This window comes from Streptomyces sp. NPDC091682 (genome assembly GCF_044756625.1).
Taxonomy (GTDB): domain Bacteria; phylum Actinomycetota; class Actinomycetes; order Streptomycetales; family Streptomycetaceae; genus Streptomyces.
Map to the genome: position 1 here is coordinate 37,286 of NZ_JBIVTH010000003.1, position 17,419 is coordinate 54,704.

Sequence of the window (17,419 nt, forward strand, 5' to 3'; positions counted from 1 at the left end):
GAGGCCCCGTACCGATGGGATCCTGCCAGCCTGGCAGTTCTGGCCGCCTGGCAGACTGGCCGGATGCGCCGTGTCGCGATCGTCGTCCAGCCCGGTATCCGCAGCTTCGACCTCGCCGTCATCACCGAGGTCTGGGGCCCCAACCGCAGCCGCGCCGGGGTGCCGGGCTTCGAGCTGCGCCGGTGCGCCCTGGAGCCCGGTCCGATCCCGCTGCCCGGCGGCCTGACCCTGGCCCCCGACCGGGGACTGGACTGGCTGGCGACCGCGGACCTGGTCGTCGTACCGGCGCTGGCCGAGCCGGCCGATCCGACGCCCGCGCCGGTCCTCGCCGCCCTGCGCGAAGCGCACGGCCGGGGCGTGCCGGTCGCCGCCTTGTGTGCCGGGGCGTTCATCCTGGCGGAGGCCGGTCTACTGGAGGGCCGCCGGGCGGTCACCCACTGGTGGCTGGCCCCGCAGCTCGCCGCCCGCTATCCGGGGATCGTGGTCGAGGACGCCCCGCTCTACGTCGAGGACGGCGGGCTGTGGACCTCCGCCGGGGTGGCCTCCGGGATCGACCTGTGCCTGCACCTCGTCCGGGAGGCGCACGGCGCCGAGGCCGCCGCCGCCATCGCCCGCTCCATGGTGACCGGCCCCTTCCGCACCGGGGACCACGCCCAGTACCTGGACCGGCCCGTCCCGGCCGCGGACCGGACGGCCGAGGCGCTGGCCGCCGTACGGGCGCGCGCCCTGCGTTCGCTGCACGAGCCCCTGTCCGTGGCGACCATGGCCGGCTGGGCCGGGATGTCCCCGCGGTCCTTCGCCCGGCACTTCACCGCCGCCACCGGCACCACCCCGCACCGGTGGCTGCTGGGCCACCGGCTGGACGCGGCCCGCAAGCTGCTGGAACGCACCGACCATCCGGTGCCGGAAGTGGCCCGGCGGGCCGGTTTCGCCAGTGAGGTCACCTTCCGCCAGCACTTCACCGCGTGCGTCGGCCTCGGCCCGCGCGCGTACCGGGCGGCCTCCTGTGCACCAGCAGCCGCACCAAACCCTCCGGACAGTGTTAGAAAGGGCTCATGACCGGACGTTTTGGTCGCCAGCCGACCGGGTGGGGCTCGCGCCTGTTCGCGCGGCTGTCCCGGTGGGCACACAGCGTCGCCGGTCAGGTCTTCGCCCTCCAGGCGATGATCGTCCTCCTGCTGATCGCCGCTGCGGCCGCGGCCCTGGTGTTCCAGGCCCGGTACGACAGCGAACGCGACGCCCGCCACCGCGCGCTCACGGCGGCCGAGTCCTTCGCGCACTCCCCCGGTATCGCGGCGGCACTGCTCTCGACGGATCCGACTGCCCTGCTCCAACCGCTGGCCGAGGCCGCCCGCCGGGGCTCGGGCGTCGACTTCATCGCCGTCATGAACACCGCCGGGATCCGCTACACCGACTCGCGCCCCGAGCTGATCGGCAAGCGGGCCACCGGTGACCTCAGCCGCGCCCTCGCCGGACGTGCCTTCACGGAGACCTTCCGGGGCGAGCCGAGCGATGCCGTCCGGGCCGTCGTCCCGATCCGCAATGCCGACGGCGTCGTCATCGGCCTGGTCGGCACCGGCATAGACGTCGAGAACGTCTCCCAGGTCGTCGAGGGCCAGCTCCCGCTCCTGCTCGGGGCGGCCGCGGGAGCCCTGCTGCTCGGCACCGGTGGCGCCGCCCTGGTCAGCCGCCGGCTGCGGCGCCAGACCCGCGGCCTGGGCGCCGCCGAGATGAGCCGGATCAACGAGCACCACGAAGCCGTCCTGCACGCCGTCCGCGAGGGCGTGGTCATCATCGACGCCGACCAGCGGCTCGTCCTGGCCAACGACGAGGCCCGCCGGCTGCTCGACCTGCCGCCCGCCCCCGAGAACCGGCACGTCACCGAGCTCGGCCTCGACCCGCGCACCGCCGAACTGCTCGCCTCCGGCCAGGTGGTGACGGACCACGTGCACCTGGCGGGCGACCGGCTGCTCGCCGTCAACGTACGGCCCACCGCGCAGTACAAGGGCATGTCCACCGGCAGCGTCGTGACCCTGCGCGACTCCACCGAGCTCGCCGCGCTCTCCGGCCGGGCCGCGGTCGCCCGTGGTCGGCTCCAGCTGCTCTACGACGCCGGCGTGCGGATCGGCACCACCCTGGACGTGGTGCGGACCGCCGAGGAGCTGTCGGAGGTCGCCGTCCCCCGGTTCGCGGACTTCGTCACGGTGGAACTGCTGGAGCCGGTGCTGCACGGTGACGAACCCTCCTTGGTCACCGGCATCTACACGGAGATGCGCCGGGCCGCCATCACCGGCGTGCGGGCCGACTCGCCGCTCCAGCCGGTCGGCGACATCATCCGGTTCGTCTTTCCGACGGCCCCGATGGCGGCGGCCCTGGACGCCGGGCACGCGGTGCTCGCGGCCGATCTGAACGCGGCCATGGGCTGGCGGGCCCAGGACTCCCAGGGCACCCGGGTGGCGCTCGACTACGGGCTGCACTCGCTGATCTGCGTACCGCTCCAGGCCCGGGGCGTGGTCCTGGGCATGGCCAACTTCTGGCGGGCCGCCGACACCCCGGACGCCTTCGACGAGGAGGACCGGTCCTTCGCGGCGGAGCTGGGTGCGCGCGCCGCCGTCTCCATCGACAACGCCCGCCGCTTCACCCGCGAGCACGCGATGGCCGTGACGCTCCAGCGCAGCCTCCTGCCCCGGGTGCTGCCCGCCCAGAACGCCGTGCACGTCGCCTCCCGCTACCTGCCCGCGAAGGCGGGGGTCGGCGGGGACTGGTTCGACGTGATCCCGCTGCCGGGCGGCCGGGTGGCGCTGGTCGTCGGCGATGTCGTCGGCCACGGGGTGCACGCCGCGGCCACCATGGGCCGGCTGCGGACCGCGGTGCACAACTTCTCCACCCTGGACCTGCCCCCCGACGAGCTGCTCGGACACCTGGACGAGCTGATCAACCGGATCGACCAGAACGAAACCGGGCGGGGGCTCGCGGGCGGGGGCGCGGAGGAGAGCCCCGAGGACTCCCCGGACCGGGCCGCCGAGCCGGCCGGGGTCACCGGTGCCACCTGTCTCTACACGGTCTACGATCCGGTCTCCGGGCGGTGTCTGATGGCCAGCGCCGGCCATCCCGGGCCGGCGCTGATCCGCCCCGGTGGGGCGGTCGAGTTCCCCGAGCTGCCGGCCGGGCTGCCCCTGGGCGTCGGCGGCATGCCGTTCGAGGCCTCCGAGTTCACGCTCCCCGAGGGGAGCCGGCTGGTGCTGTTCACCGACGGTCTGGTGGAGGACCGCGACCGGGACTTCGACACCGGACTGCGGCTGCTGCGCGAGGCGCTGGCACGGCCCGACCGCAGCCCCGACCAGGCCTGCTCGGACGTGCTCGCCACGATGCTGTTCCCGGTACCGAGCGACGACATCGTCCTGCTGGTCGCCGACACCCGGCGGTTGGAGGCCGACCGGATCGCCGAGTGGGAGGTGCCGGGCGAGGCCTCGGCCGTCTCGCGCGTGCGCAACGCGGGTGCGGCGCAGCTCGCCGCCTGGGGGCTGGACGAGCTCTCCTTCCCCGCCGAGCTGATCCTCAGCGAGCTGATCACCAACGCCATCCGGCACGGCAGCGCGCCCGTACGGGTGCGGCTGCTGCGCGACCGCGCCCTCGTCTGCGAGGTCTCCGACGGCAGCAGCACCTCACCGCACCTGCGGTACGCCACGACCACGGACGAGGGTGGGCGCGGACTGTTCCTCGTCGCCCAGTACGCCGCCCGGTGGGGCACCCGTTACACCGAGCGCGGCAAGGTCATCTGGGCCGAGCTGCCGCTGACCGGGGGCCCGGAGCCCCTGGTGCCGGACCCGCTGGACCTGGACGCGCTGGAGGACCTGGCCTGGTGACCTGCGGTCCGGGGTGCGGACGCGGCTCGACCGGGGCCAGGGGCCGGGACCCGGGGCCGGGGCCGGGGGTCACACCGCCCGGGTGCGGGCCAGCAGCACGGCGACGTCGTCCTGCTGGGCGCTGGGCAGCAGCCGCCGCAGGATCCCGTCGCACAGCTCGTCCAGGGGCTGCTCCACCCGGTGCAGGGCCCCCGCCAGCTGGGCCATGCCCTGGTCGAGGTCCCGGTCCCGGGCCTCGATGAGGCCGTCGGTGTAGAGCACGAGCAGGCTCCCCGGCGGCAGCCGTACCTCCTCGGTGCGGAAGTCCTGCCCGCCCGTGCCCAGCGGGGTCCCGGGCGGGCCGTCGAGGAAGGTGATGGCTCCGCCCGGGGTGACCACGGCGGGCGGCGGGTGGCCGGCCCGGGCGATCACGCAGGTGCCGGAGGCCGCGTCGTGGACGGCGTACACGCAGGTGGCCATCTCGTCCTCGCCCAGGTCGGCCACGACGGCGTCGAGCGAGCGGAGCAGCCGCGCCGGGGGCACGTCGTGGCGCGCGAGGGTCCGTACCGCCGTGCGCAGCTGCCCCATGACGGCGGCGGCGTGGACGCCGTGGCCCATGACGTCCCCGATGACCAGCCCGGTCCGGTCGCCGGGCAGCGGGATGACGTCGTACCAGTCCCCGCCGACGTCGTGATCGCTGGCGGGCAGGTAGCGCCCGGTGAGTTCGAGGCCCGGGACCTCGGGCAGCGCGCTGTTGGTGAGGCTGCGCTGGAGGGTCAGGGCCGCCTGGCGCTGGAGGGTGTACATCCGGGCGTTGTCGATGTTGAGGGCCGCGCGGGCGACCAGCTCGTCGACGAGGACGCAGTCCTGCTCGTCGAAGGGTTCCCGCTCGCGCGTGCGGGTCACGGCGACGGCGCCGAGCACGGTGCCGCGGGCGACGAGCGGGACCAGTCGGGCCGAGCCCAGGGTGGCGAGGTAGGTGCGCAGTGCCTCGGCGCGCGGGGAGGTGATCAGCGCCGGGATGTCGGCGAGGTAGAGGTTCATGGGCCGCCCCTCGGCGATGACCTGCTCGTAGGTGGTGCCCATGGGGATCTGGAAGGTCTGGCCGGGGGCGAGTTTCGCGGTGGGGGCGGTCGGGTCGGGGAAGTGGGCGGCCAGGCGGCGCAGGACGCCGCGCGTGGAGGCCGCGGGGACGGGGCCCTCGTCGGGGAGCAGGACCGCTTCGAGCAGCTGTACGTCGGCCGAGTCCGCGAGCTGCGGCACCAGCACGTCCACGATCTCCCGGGCGGTCTGGTGGAGGTCCAAGGTGGTGCCGATGCGGGTGCCCGCTTCGGCGAGCAGGGCGAACCGGTGCCGGGCCCGTTCGGCGTCGGCCTGGGCCTGCTGGCCCTCGGTGATGTCGATGAGCGAGGCGATCACGCCGAGGGCGCGGCCGGAGCCGTCCAGCAGCGGGGCGTACGAGCAGGACCAGGTTCGGTCGTTCTCCGGGTCGGCGGGGGTCCGCCCGGTGCGGCGGACGTCGACCACGGCGGTGCCCCGGTCCAGGACCTGTCGCATGGTGGCTTCCAGCGCGTCGGCGTTGACCCCGGGCACGACCTCGGTGAGCCGCTTGCCGAGGTGCTCGGCGGCGGAGACGCCGTTCATCCGGGCCAGGGCGTCGTTGACGCGGAGGAACCGCAGGTCGGTGCCGAGGGTGGCGAGGCCGATGGGCGACTGGGTGAACAGGCTCTGGAGGGCGGCGAGGGAGTCCCGCATGTGGAGCACCTCGGAGGTCTCCACGGCAATGAGCATGGCCCCGGTCCTGCCCTGCGGGTCGGCGGCGGGGACGATCCACATCTCCATCGGTACGCGGTGGCCGTCGCGGTGGCGCACGGGCAGGGTGCCGACGACGGTCTCGCCGGACTGGACGCGGCGGGTCAGCTGGTCGGCGAGCTCGTGGTTGGCCTCGGGGACGAGCACGGCGCTGCCGGGGAGGCCGATGATGTCCTCGGGGCGGTGTCCGAGGAGGTCCTGGGCGGCCAGCGACCACTCCACGATGCGCCCGTCGGCGTCCTCCCGCCACAGGGCGATCGGTAGCAGCTCGCTGAGTACGCCCGCGTACCCGACAGCCGCGGGCGGCGGGTTCGGCACCTCGCTCGTCGCCTGGTAAGTGTCCAACGCACCGACCTCACCCCGGGGGGCCTGATTCCTACCGATTCACCCTATCCGAGGCGTGGGCGCGGGGCTCTGTGTCGGCCGGTCCCGACCGGGTCGCGGGCTCCCCGGACCGCCCTTGCGCGCAGCGCCCTCCTTCCTCATACGACCACCACCTCGACGCAGGCCACGGGGTTGCAGCCGTAGCCGCGGGCGTTCCACAGGGGCCGCGGCGGCTGTGTGTCGCCGCGGGCGTCGGTGGCGCGGGAGACCAATCGGTACGGTCCGGGCCGCTGCGGCGTCCACCGGTACGACCAGCTGCTCCAGCCGTAGGGGCCGGCGGGCGCTTCGAGGAGGGCCGCGTGCCAGCCGCGCTCGCGGTGGCGGTCGTCGTCCTCGTATTCGGCGCGGACCTCGACGCTCCGCAGCGGCACCCCGCCGCCCGACCAGGCGCGGCCGCGGACGAGGGTCTCGTGATCCCGGCACACGGCCGTGTCCGGTTCGGGTTCGGTGATGAGCGACTTGACCCGCACGCCGGCCACCGGGCCCTCGGGGGTGCCGCGGGAGGCCTCGTAGAGGTACTCCTCGCTCTGGAAGACCCCGGTGAACGGGCGGGTCACGGCCCGGGCCCCGACCAGCCACTTCACATCGGCGACCGCGTAGCGGCCGGGGACCAGCAGGCGGACCGGCGCCCCGTGCTCGGGGGCGAGCGGCTCCCCGTTCATGCAGGTGACGAGGAGGGTGTCCGGGTGGAGGGCCACGGCGAGCGGGAGACTGCGCTCGAAGGCCGCCCGGCGGCCGCGCACCGGGCCGGAGTCGGCTCCGGTGAAGACGACCTCCGCGGCCGAGGGTCCGATCAGGGCCCGTTCGGCGAGGAGCCGGAAGGGCACTCCGGCGAAGTGCGCGCAGCCCACCGCCCGTTGGCCCCACTGCAGGCCGGGCGGGCTGGGTGTCATCAGGCTGCGTCCGTTGCCCGCGCACTCCACGACCACGTCGAGTTCCCGGTGGTCCATCGCGAGCAGCTCTTCGTAGCCGAGGACGAAGGGGGCGGCCGCGGCGCCGGCGACCCGCAGTCGCCAGCGGCCCGGTGGGATCCGCGGGATGCCGAAGTGGTCGCGTACGAAGAAGGCTCCGACGGGGGTGACCGGCTCGGCCAGCGCGGCCGAGGGGGTCTGCGCGTTGTACGGGTCTGCGGTAACCGTTTCGGGCGCCCAGACCGTGGCGCCGGGCCCTCGGGCCGCTCCTGAAACCGGCCATGTGGTCATGGCAGCACCTTCCGTCGGGCTCGTACCGAGCGCGACGCGGATTTCTTTACAGACTACGTCCTGGCAAAGCCTTGACTGGGTGCGAATTGGGAGGAAACTCATCAATACACCGGATAACCGGAAAGAGCCGCACCTCCCTCTGGAGACGTCCTCAGGCCCGCGTGACCCTTGTCCAGGCTCTGGCCAGGCCCCCGGCAGCACTCGTCGACCAGGGGAGCCATCGGCGACGGCGGATGGCTCATGGAAACGACGGACTGCCGGGGACTGTCATGTCCTCGTGCGGCCGGGCTGCCCCACGGCTCCCCGGCCCCCTACGCCTGAACGACGGCGGCCGGTCCGGACTGCTGCTGGCGAGGGAGCGTCGGGAGCGTGCGGGGCGCGTCGGTGGCGCCGAGGACGCCCGCGATGCCCCGGGCGAGGCAGGGGATCCGGTGCGCCGGGATGCCCGCGATGTTGATCCGCCCCGAGGTCGTGCCGTAGACGGCGTACTGCCTGCGCAGGCGCAGCATCTGCTGCGCGGACAGCGGCAGCATCGAGAACATGCCCTTCTGACGGGCGAGCGAGCGCGCCTGGTCCGCGCAGCCGAGCGCGCTCAGGTGGGCGATCAGATCCGCCCGGTTGTCCATGATCCGGCCGCGCATGACCTCCAGCTCCGCCCGCCAGGCGGCCCGCAGCCCCTCGTCCTCGAGGATCGTGGTCACGACGGCAGCGCCGTGCTCGGGCGGCATCGAGTAGAGCGTCCGGGCGGCGTTCTGCAGGGCGGTCTCGGCGTGCCGGACCGCCTGGCCCGAGGCGCCGAGCACGATGGCGCAGCCGACGCGGTCGCTGTAGAGGCCGAAGTTCTTCGAGCAGCTGACCGCGATCAGCATTTCCGGCACCCGCGCCGCCAGCATCCGCGTGGGCAGCAGGTCGGCCTCCAGGCCGTCGCCGAGCCCGTGGTAGGCGAGGTCGACGAAGGGCACCCAGCCGCGGCGGGCGGCCGAGTCGGCGAGCGCCTCCCAGTCGTCCAGCAGCGGGTCGACGCCCGTGGGGTTGTGGGCGCAGCCCTGGAGCAGGACCACGTCGTCCCGCTGTGCGTCCTGCAGTTCCCGCAGCACACCGGCCGTGTCGAAGCGGCCCTCGGCGTCGCGCCAGCCGAACGGGCGCACGCGCAGCCCGGCGGCCTCCAGGATGGGCCGGTGGTTGACGTAGGCCGGATCGCTGATCCACACCGTGGTGCCGGGCCGGGTCCGGCAGATCAGGTCGGCCAGCAGCCGCAGCGCGCCCGAGCCCGCGACGGTCTGGACGGCCGCGGCCCGGTCGGTCGGCCCGGCCGGGCCCAGGACCAGCTCCAGCAGGGAGCGGTTGAAGGCGGCGTTGCCGGAGAGCCCGCGGTACTCCTTGGAGTCGGAGCGCTCCGCCAGGCGGATCTCGGCCTCGCGGACGGCGGCCATGACGGGGGTGGTGCCCGTCTGGTCCCGGTAGACCCCGAGGACGAGGTTGAGGCGTTCGGGCCGCTCGTCGCTGCCGAACTCGGAGGTCAGGTCCCACAGCGGGTCGGTGGGCGGCGTGGGGAGGAGCTCAAGCATCGGCGGGAACCTTGGGTCGAGGGCGGCGGTTGGCGAGGACGACGCCGGTGGTGATGAGGGGGACGCCGACGAGGACGGCGGGGGTCGGCGTCTCGCCGAGGAGCGGGACGGCGAGCAGGACGACGGCGACGGGGCTGAGGCTGCCGAAGACGGCGCTGCGCTCGGCGCCGAGGCGGCGGATGGCGAAGGCGTAGAGCAGGCCCGCGCACAGGCCGACCCCCAGCCCCTGCACGACGAGGAACAGCGCGATGTCGCTGCCCGCCGCGTGCGCGATGCCGGTGGGGAGCACCCCGGTCAGCGCCAGGACCCCGATCACCGCGAAGGAGGGCAGGCACAGCAGTCCGATCGACCCGATCGGGTCGAGGTCGACCTCGCGCAGCCCCACGGTGTAGAGGGCCCAGAGGCCGCTGGCCACCAGGAGCGTGCCGGCGCCGGCCAGTACGTCGGTGTCGACGGGCACGACGTAGCGCCAGACGAGGGCGACCACACCGGCCGCGATCAGGGCGAGCCCGGCGGCCTGCGTGCCCCGGGGCGCGCCGTGGCCACGGCGGATCATGATCACGGAGACGAACAACGGGACCATGCCGGGGACGATGGATCCGACGAAGGCGGCGGACGTCAGTGCGCCGCCGTGCATCGCGGCCAGGAAGAACGGCACCCCGGCACCACAGACGATCTTCACGGCGGGGCCCGGGCGCACCGCGGCGATGGCGCGCCGGCGCCGCCACAGGGCGGGGAACAGGACGACGAGGGGGACGCCGAAGCGGAGCAGCGCCGCGTCGGCGGGCAGCAGGGAGGAACCGCCGAGGGCCCGGGCGCTGAGCGCGAAGGCCGCCCAGATCGACACGGTGACCAGCAGGGCCAGCACGCCCTCGGTCTGTGGGGAGAGCCCGCGCCGGCCGGGGTGTCCGGCCCGCGGGCCCGCCGCATCGGGAGGCAGGGTCGCCCGGGTGGTGTTCGTCGCGACCAAGGAATTGCTCCAGCCTCTGAGACCCGGACCGATCCGGTCCGTGCTGGGGCAACGCTAGGGCTTGGGGCGGGGCAGCCGATTGCCAGTTCTGTCTCTCGGACATACGTTTGGGGCAGAATCTGCCAAGGAGTGCTGTGGACGCAGTGGATCTACAGATCATCAGGGAGTTGCAGGCCGACGGGCGCCTGTCCAACCAGGACCTCGCCGACCGCGTCCGGCTGTCCCCCTCGCCCTGCCTGCGCCGGGTGAGGCGGCTGGAGGAGGCGGGCCTGATCCGCGGCTACACGGCCATGGTCGACCAGGTCGCCTTCGGGCTCCCGGTCACCGTCTTCGTCCGGATCCGCCTGGAACGCCATACGGCGGAGGCGGTGCGGCTGTTCGAGGAGCACGTCGCGGTCATCGAGCACATCCAGGACTGCTACCTGATGGCGGGCAGTAGCGACTACCTGCTCCGGATCGTCATCGAGGACCTGGAGGCCTACGAATCCCTGGTGCGCCACCGGATCCACGCCATCCCCGGGATCGCCTCGATCGAATCGAGCTTCGCGTTCGGCAGCGTCAAGCAGTCCCGTACCTATCCGCGGCCCGCCCCGGGCGCCTCCGGGCGCTCACCGCGCTGACGACGGCCCGGCGGGCGGCCCGGCGGGCGGCTCAGGAGGCGGCCGCCACCGCCGCCTCGAAGGCCTCGTAGGCGGCTGCGTCGAAGAGCACGAACCGCGCTTCCTGCACCTCGGTACGGGCGCGGCGCACCGTCTCCACCGCGATCCGCGCCCCGTCGTCCATCGGCCAGCCGTAGATGCCGGTGGAGATGGCCGGGAACGCGACCGTACGGGCCCCCAGCTCGTCGGCGATGCGCAGCGACTCGCGGTAGCAGGAGGCCAGCAGCGCCGACCGGTCCTCCTCCCGCGACCAGACCGGGCCCACCGTGTGGATGACGTGCTCGGCGGCGAGCCGCCCGGCCGTGGTGGCGACGGCCCGGCCGGTCGCCAGCCCCTTGCAGTAGTGCGAACGCCGCAGGTCCTCGCAGGCCGCGAGGATCTCCGGTCCACCGCGCCGGTGGATGGCGCCGTCGACCCCGCCGCCGCCGAGCAGCGAGGAGTTCGCCGCGTTGACGATCGCGTCGGCCTTCTCCGCGGTGATGTCGCCGCGGACCAAGGTGATGCGGACCATCAGGATCCCTTTCGTAGGTGCCGCCAGACCGCCTTGGCCGCGTTGTGGCCGGACATGCCGTGGACGCCCGGGCCCGGCGGGGTGGCCGAGGAACAGAGGAAGACGGCCGGGTGCGCCGTCGTGTACGGGGTGAGGGAGATCTTGGGACGCAGGAGGAGCTGGAGGCCCGAGGCGGCCCCGCAGGCGATGTCCCCGCCGACGTAGTTGGGGTTGCGGGCGGCGAGTTGGGGCGGGCCGGCCGTGGCGCGGGCGAGCACCAGGTCGCGGAAGCCCGGGGCGAAGCGCTCCAGTTGGGATTCGACGGCCTCGGTGAGGTCTCCGTCCCAGCCCGCGGGGACGTGTCCGTACGCCCAGAACACGTGCTTGCCCTCGGGCGCCCGGCCGGGGTCGACCAGGCTGGGCTGCGCAGTGATGAGGAAGGGGGAGCGCGGGGCCCGCCCGCCGGAGGCGAGCTGGAGGGCGGCGTCGATGTCGCGGGCGCGCGGGCCGACCTGGACGGTGCCGGCGCGGCGCGGCGCCTCGGCCGTCCACGGGACCGGGCCGTCCAGCGCGTAGTCGATCTTGAACACGGAGGCGCCGTACCGGTAGCCGTCGTACGCGCGCCCCAGGCGGGCGATGCGGGCCAGCGCGGTCGGCGAGGTGTCGAAGACGTAGGTGCGGGCGGGCGGGAGGTCATCGAGCCGCTTGACCTCGAAGCCGGTGTGGACGGTCCCGCCGAGGTCGCGCAGATACCCGGCGAGTGCGTCGGACACGGACTGCGAGCCGCCGCGCGGCATCGGCCAGCCGTTCGCGTGCGCGGCCAGTGCGAAGACCAGGCCCACCGCACTGGTGGCGATCCCGCCGAGCGGTGCGATGACGTGGGCCACCAGGCCCGCGAACAGTGCGGGGGCCCGCTCGTCGCGGAAGCGGCTCAGCAGCCAAGTGGAGGGCGGCAGTCCGGCGAGCCCGAAGCGGGCGAGCGTGAGCGGGTCCCGGGGCAGCGCGGTGCTCGGCAGGGACATGAAGTCCCGGGCCAGGGTGTCCCATTTGCCGAGGAAGGGCCCGACCAGACGCCGGTAGGCGCCCGCGTCGCGCGGCCCGAAGGACGCCGCCGTCTCCGCGACCGAATGGGACAGGACCGCGGCCGTGCCGTCGTCGAAGGGGTGCGCCATGGGCAGCGGGGCGTGCAGCCACTCCAGCCCGTACCGCTTCAGCGGCATGGTGGCGAAGACCGGCGAGCCGGCCCCGAGCGGGTGCACCGCCGCGCAGGGGTCGTGCCGGAAGCCGGGGAGGGTGAGCTCCTCGGTCCGGGCGCCGCCGCCGACCGTGCCGGCGGCTTCGAAGACGGCCACCGAGAAGCCGCGCCGGGCCAGTTCGACGGCGGCGGTCAGCCCGTTCGGCCCCGCCCCCACCACGACCACATCGAGAATCGACGGCACTTGCGACTCCTTCGTCTCCGGCGGCGCCTGCGCCTCCAGGATATTCCGCTGCCCGGACCGCCCGGACCCGACCGGGCCCGCCGGGACCGCACCGGACCCGGTCAGGCGCCCCGGAGCAGCTCCCGGATGCGTACGGCGGTGGCTTCGTCCCGCCCGACCGCGAACGGCAGCGCATTGTCCCGGTCCACCCGGAAGGGGACCCCGTCGACCGTGCTCTGCGCCCCGCCGGCCTCGGCGACCAGCAGCAGCCCGGCCGCGTGGTCCCAGGCCGAGGGCCAGGTGAAGGCCAGGCCGTCCATCTCGCCGCGGGCCACCTTCAGGTATTCCAGGCCCGCCGAGCCGCACGGGCGGGCCGCGACCCCGGGCACGTCCAGCCGGGCCAGCGTCCGCTTGTTCTCGTCGCTCGTGTAGAGGGGGTGGGCGATGGCGACCCGCAGTGGGGCGCCCGGTTCCGGCGAACCGCTGTGGATCCGCTCGCCGTTGACGTACGCGCCCTGCCCGCGCACGGCGGTCGCCAGCTCGTCCAGTGCCGGGGCGAAGGTCCAGGAGGCGAGGATCTCCCCGCGCTGGGCCAGCGCGACCAGGGTGCAGAAGGCGGGGTCGCCGATCACGAACTGCCGGGTGCCGTCGACGGGGTCGACGATCCACACCGGGGCGTCCGCGCGCAAGGCCGCGTACACCCCGGGGTCGACGTGCACGGCCTCCTCACCGACCACGGCGGAGCCGGGCAGCAGCCGCGTCAGGGCGGCGGTGAGGTACTCCTCGGCCTTGCGGTCGGCCACAGTCACCAGGTCGTGGGGGCCGTTCTTCTCATCGACCTCGTGCTCGGCGAGCTGCCTGAATCTCGGCATGATCTCGATCGCCGCCGCCTTGCGGACGGCCTCTTCCACATCGGACAGGCCATGGGCCAGGAACTCATCGATCATGCCTCCAGCAAAGCACGCCCGACCGACAAACCCCACAGCCATTCTCGTACCGGCGTCTGGACACCGGATGTCCACCGGGTGAAGCGGTCCGAGCCCCGTCGCCCCGCGTCCGCTCGCGCCACCTTCACGAGCTCAGGCGTTCGAGCATCGGCTTTCACTCCCCTGTGAGGGAACACACACCACAAGCCACACGGTGAAACAACCGCCTCATTCGACTCGCAATCTTGCGCGCGGCTCAGGTGCTTCCCGCCATTCCCCGCCGATCCGGCCCTCCCGTCGGATTCGGGAAAACGCGAGAGGGGAGGAGTGCGGAAACCCTACGATGAATTCCATGAGTGCGCTGATCTTCCTCCTGTCGCTCGGCACAGTCTGTCGCGTCACGCGATTCATCACCAAGGACGCCCTCGCCGCAGGGTTCCGCTCCCGGATCGCCGACCGTTTCGGCGAAGACTCCCACCCGGCATATCTGGTCACCTGCGGATGGTGCGTCAGCATCTGGGTCGCGGGCGCCATCACCTTGCTCGCCCACTGGGCCGGTGAGGAAACGTGGTTCCAGGCGGGCACCACGGCACTCACCCTTTCCTACCTCACCGGCCTTGCCGCCAACTGGCTCGACTGAACGGCACGTTGGAATGATCCGCATCATCGCCGCCACTTAAAAATACGACTATACGGCGGCGAGTGTCGGCGTGCGGCGCCCGGGGATAAAGGATGAAGGGAACGAGCCGGGGCTCGGCCCTACGCCGGAACTCCCCCGGCCCTCCCTTGACCGGCCGCCGGAGCGGCCGAACAGAAGGAGGAAGACCATGGCATGCAACTGCGGACGCGCCGGCCGGTCCACGTTCGTCTACCGACTGACCCTCCCCAACGGGGTCACGCGCCAGTACCCCACGCGACAGGAGGCCGACGCCGCCAACAGGAGGGCGGGCGGGCAGGGTTCCATCACGGCGGTCCGCCGGTAGGCCCGCCGTCTGCACCGACGAAGCGGTTGGCTCCCTCGGGCGCACGTCCTCTGGAACGCCAAGGACCCCACATCGGGCCGTACGCCGCGCCGCACCACCAGCAGCCCCTCGGGGTACCGGACAGCCGGTGCACCGAGGGGCTGCGGCGTGCCGCGGCACCCCTGGTATTGCGAATACCACGGAGGAATAGCATGATTCGCTCAGCGCGGAATCCTTTCTCTTCCGCCCGCGAGTCGGCCAGACCGTCCTGGTGCGCGAGTACGCCCCCGGCACCGCCCAGTTGCACACCTGGAAAAGCGACGGAAAGGGAAACCTTTCCTCTTGCGGAAATGCATCAAGGCGCCGCACGATCAGTGTTTATCGCCTCTCGCGCGCCTGAGTGCGCTGAGCCGAACGAGTGGTGTTCTGTTCGCCCATCTAGCCCAAGCCCTCAGCCGGAAGGCCTACTGCTGATATCAGCAGGTGATGCGCCCCGACTCCGCATGGACAAGGGCTCTTAACGGAACGTCCAACCAGTGTTTTCTCGTGCGTTCCGTGCCCCGCCGAGCGCCGTACGGGCGAAGAGAATCATCTGCTTCCGCGGGTCATCCGAAAGGGAGCCACAGCATGGCCAGTTCGACCACCACAGTGACCTCGGCACCGGATCCGTCCGTCTTCGGTCAGGCGGTCACCTTCACCGCCACCGTCCAGCCGGAAAACGCCGGCGACCCCACCCCGACCGGTAGCGTCGAGTTCGTCGTGGACAGCGTGCCCGTCATGACGGTGCCGCTCGACATGAGCGGCCAGGCGCAGTACGTGACCAGCGATCTGGAGGTCGGTCTCCACGGGGTGGAGGCCAACTACTCCGGCGACGCAGAGTACGACCCGTCCACGGGCGCGGACACCCAGGAGGTCACCCTCGCGAACACCACCACCACGCTGGTCTTCGATCCCGAACCCTCGGTCTGCGGCGAGGCGGTGACCGCCACCGCCCAGGTGACCCCCGTTCCGCCGGGCGCGGGAACTCCCACCGGACTGGTGTCCTTCATCGTCAGCGACGACGGTCCGGTGCTGACCACCCCCGTGGACGTGAGCGGGCAGGCGCAGGTCACCTTCAGCGGCCTGGACGTCGGCTTCCACCAGGCAGCCGCCTTCTACACGGGCGACGCGGACTTCAACGGGTCGAACTCCCCGCTGACGCTCCACGTCGTCAACCCTGCGCCCGTCTCGGTCACGGTCTCGGTAAACCCCGACCCGTCGGTGTGCGGTGAGACGGTGACGCTCTGTGTCACCGTGGCACCGGTCTCCTCGGGCGTAGGCAATCCGTCGGGCTCGGTGACCTTCACCGGCCCCGGCGGGCTCAACGAAACGGTGACCCTGGACGCCGGCGGAACGGCCTGCGTCACCACGACCGTGCTGGAGACCGGCACGGTCACCGCCGTCTACGGTGGTGACGAGTGCTACGCGAGCGGGACCGGCACCTTTGAGGTGACGGTCAATCAGGCGTCGAGCATAGTGTCGGTGATGGTGGAGCCCGACCCGTCGGTGTGCGGCGAAACCGTGACGGTGTGCGCCACGGTTGCCGCAGTCGCACCCGGCAGCGGCACCCCGACCGGAACCGTCACCTTCACCGGCCCCGGCGGACTCAACGAGACCGTAACCCTGGACGCCGGCGGAACGGCCTGCCTGACCACGACCGTCCTGGAAACCGGCACGGTCACCGCCGTCTACGGTGGTGACGGATGCTTCTCTGCATCGACCGGCACCACGCCGGTGACCGTCAACCAGGCCGCCAGCGCGGTATCGGTGACGGTGGAGCCCAACCCGTCGGTGTGCGGCGAGACCGTGACGGTCTGCGCCACCGTCACCGCAGTGGCACCCGGCAGCGGCACCCCCACCGGAACCGTCACCTTCACCGGCCCCGGCGGACTCAACGTGACACTGGCGCTCGACGCCGGCGGCACGGCCTGCGTCACCACCAACAGCCTCACCAGCGGCACGGTCACCGCCGTCTACAGCGGCGACGGATGCTTCTCCGCATCGACCGGTGCCTTCGACGTAACGGTCGACCCGGCCTCGAGCACGGTGTCGGTGACCGTGGAGCCCGACCCGTCGGTGTGCGGCGAAACCGTGACGGTCTGCGCCACGGTCACCGCAGTGGCACCCGGCAGCGGCACCCCCACCGGAACCGTCACCTTCACCGGCCCCGGCGGACTCAACGAGACCGTGACCCTCGACGCCGGCGGAACGGCCTGCGTCACCACGACCGCGCTGGAGACCGGCACGGTCACCGCCGTCTACAACGGCGACGAATGCTTCTCCGCATCGACCGGCACCACGCCGGTGACCGTCAACCAGGCCGCCAGCACGGTATCGGTCACCGTGGAACCCAACCCGTCGGTGTGCGGCGAGACCGTGACGGTGTGCGCCACCGTCACCGCAGTGGCACCCGGTAGCGGCACCCCGACCGGAACCGTCACCTTCACCGGGGCCGGGCTGAACACGACCGTACCTCTGGACGCCGGCGGAACGGCCTGCCTGACCACGACCGTCCTGGAAACCGGCACGGTCACGGCCGTCTACAACGGCGACGAATGCTTCTCCGCATCGACCGGTGCCTTCGACGTAACGGTCGACCCGGCCTCGAGCACGGTGTCGGTGACCGTGGAACCCAACCCGTCGGTGTGCGGCGAAACCGTGACGGTCTGCGCCACCGTCACCGCAGTCCCACCCGGCAGCGGCACACCCACCGGAACCGTCACCTTCACCGGCCCCGGCGGACTCAACGAAACCGTGACCCTCGACGCCGGCGGCACGGCATGCGTCACCACGACCACGCTGGAGACCGGCACGGTCACCGTCACCTACACGGGTGACACCTGCTTCCTGCCGTCAACAGGCTCACTGGACGTGACCGTCAACCAGGCGGCCAGCACGGTATCGGTCACCGTGGAACCCAACCCGTCGGTGTGCGGCGAGACCGTGACGGTCTGCGCCACCGTCACCGCAGTCGCACCCGGTAGCGGCACACCCACCGGAACCGTCACCTTCCTGCTGCCCGACGGCAGCACTCAGGTCGCGGGACTGGACGCCGGCGGCACGGCATGCGTCACCACGACCACGCTGGAGACCGGCACGGTCACCGTCACCTACACGGGTGACACCTGCTTCCTGCCGTCAACA

Annotated in this window: 13 protein-coding genes; 6 read left to right on the forward strand and 7 right to left on the reverse strand. The window is 72.7% G+C overall.

What is annotated here, in order from left to right; genetic code table 11:
• The first annotated feature begins 63 nt into the window (after window positions 1-63).
• Window positions 64-1,059, forward strand: coding sequence for a helix-turn-helix domain-containing protein (locus tag ACIQK6_RS08230; protein ID WP_329097685.1), 996 nt, complete (start codon window positions 64-66; stop codon window positions 1,057-1,059).
• The gene (locus tag ACIQK6_RS08235; RefSeq protein WP_329097687.1) at window positions 1,056-3,866 is read left to right on the forward strand and encodes a SpoIIE family protein phosphatase; all 2,811 of its coding nucleotides are present in this window, start codon (window positions 1,056-1,058) and stop codon (window positions 3,864-3,866) included. The genes ACIQK6_RS08230 and ACIQK6_RS08235 overlap by 4 nt, the downstream gene beginning before the upstream one ends.
• A 69-nt stretch (window positions 3,867-3,935) precedes the next feature.
• Here ACIQK6_RS08235 and ACIQK6_RS08240 read toward each other — a convergent pair whose 3' ends face one another.
• From ACIQK6_RS08240 to ACIQK6_RS08255, 4 genes are all read right to left on the reverse strand, one after another.
• Window positions 3,936-6,002, reverse strand: a complete 2,067-nt coding sequence (locus tag ACIQK6_RS08240) for a SpoIIE family protein phosphatase (protein WP_329097688.1) — start codon at window positions 6,000-6,002, stop codon at window positions 3,936-3,938.
• A gap of 137 nt (window positions 6,003-6,139) precedes the next feature.
• The gene (locus ACIQK6_RS08245) at window positions 6,140-7,243 is read right to left on the reverse strand and encodes a molybdopterin-dependent oxidoreductase (protein WP_402694539.1); all 1,104 of its coding nucleotides are present in this window, start codon (window positions 7,241-7,243) and stop codon (window positions 6,140-6,142) included.
• A gap of 311 nt (window positions 7,244-7,554) precedes the next feature.
• On the reverse strand, window positions 7,555-8,811 hold the full coding sequence (locus ACIQK6_RS08250) for an aromatic amino acid transaminase (RefSeq protein WP_402694540.1): 1,257 nt from the start codon (window positions 8,809-8,811) through the stop codon (window positions 7,555-7,557).
• A complete protein-coding gene (locus ACIQK6_RS08255; protein ID WP_329097693.1) occupies window positions 8,804-9,781 on the reverse strand; it encodes a DMT family transporter in 978 nt (325 codons plus the stop codon). Before ACIQK6_RS08255 ends, ACIQK6_RS08250 begins: the two co-directional genes overlap by 8 nt.
• Before the next feature lie 134 nt (window positions 9,782-9,915).
• Between ACIQK6_RS08255 and ACIQK6_RS08260 the strand changes: the two genes are divergently transcribed.
• Window positions 9,916-10,401, forward strand: a complete 486-nt coding sequence (locus ACIQK6_RS08260) for an Lrp/AsnC family transcriptional regulator (RefSeq protein ID WP_329097695.1) — start codon at window positions 9,916-9,918, stop codon at window positions 10,399-10,401.
• Between the two features lie 31 nt (window positions 10,402-10,432).
• Here ACIQK6_RS08260 and ACIQK6_RS08265 read toward each other — a convergent pair whose 3' ends face one another.
• From ACIQK6_RS08265 to ACIQK6_RS08275, 3 genes are all read right to left on the reverse strand, one after another.
• Window positions 10,433-10,951 carry an O-acetyl-ADP-ribose deacetylase gene (locus ACIQK6_RS08265; protein WP_402694541.1) on the reverse strand — a complete coding sequence of 173 codons (519 nt, stop codon included), beginning with the start codon at window positions 10,949-10,951 and terminating at the stop codon, window positions 10,433-10,435.
• Window positions 10,951-12,369 carry an NAD(P)/FAD-dependent oxidoreductase gene (locus ACIQK6_RS08270; protein WP_329097699.1) on the reverse strand — a complete coding sequence of 473 codons (1,419 nt, stop codon included), beginning with the start codon at window positions 12,367-12,369 and terminating at the stop codon, window positions 10,951-10,953. The genes ACIQK6_RS08265 and ACIQK6_RS08270 overlap by 1 nt, the downstream gene beginning before the upstream one ends.
• Before the next feature lie 101 nt (window positions 12,370-12,470).
• The gene (locus ACIQK6_RS08275; RefSeq protein WP_402694542.1) at window positions 12,471-13,295 is read right to left on the reverse strand and encodes an inositol monophosphatase family protein; all 825 of its coding nucleotides are present in this window, start codon (window positions 13,293-13,295) and stop codon (window positions 12,471-12,473) included.
• 331 nt (window positions 13,296-13,626) lie between these two features.
• On the opposite strand from ACIQK6_RS08275, the gene ACIQK6_RS08280 reads away from it, so the two are divergent.
• The 3 genes from ACIQK6_RS08280 to ACIQK6_RS08290 form a co-directional block, all read left to right on the forward strand.
• Window positions 13,627-13,914, forward strand: coding sequence for a hypothetical protein (locus ACIQK6_RS08280; RefSeq protein ID WP_329097701.1), 288 nt, complete (start codon window positions 13,627-13,629; stop codon window positions 13,912-13,914).
• 187 nt (window positions 13,915-14,101) lie between these two features.
• Window positions 14,102-14,257 (forward strand): hypothetical protein, encoded by a 156-nt coding sequence (locus ACIQK6_RS08285; RefSeq protein ID WP_329097703.1) that lies wholly within the window; start codon window positions 14,102-14,104, stop codon window positions 14,255-14,257.
• A gap of 606 nt (window positions 14,258-14,863) precedes the next feature.
• Window positions 14,864-17,419: Ig-like domain repeat protein (locus ACIQK6_RS08290; RefSeq protein WP_402694543.1), on the forward strand; the 2,556-nt coding region annotated here is incomplete at its 3' end.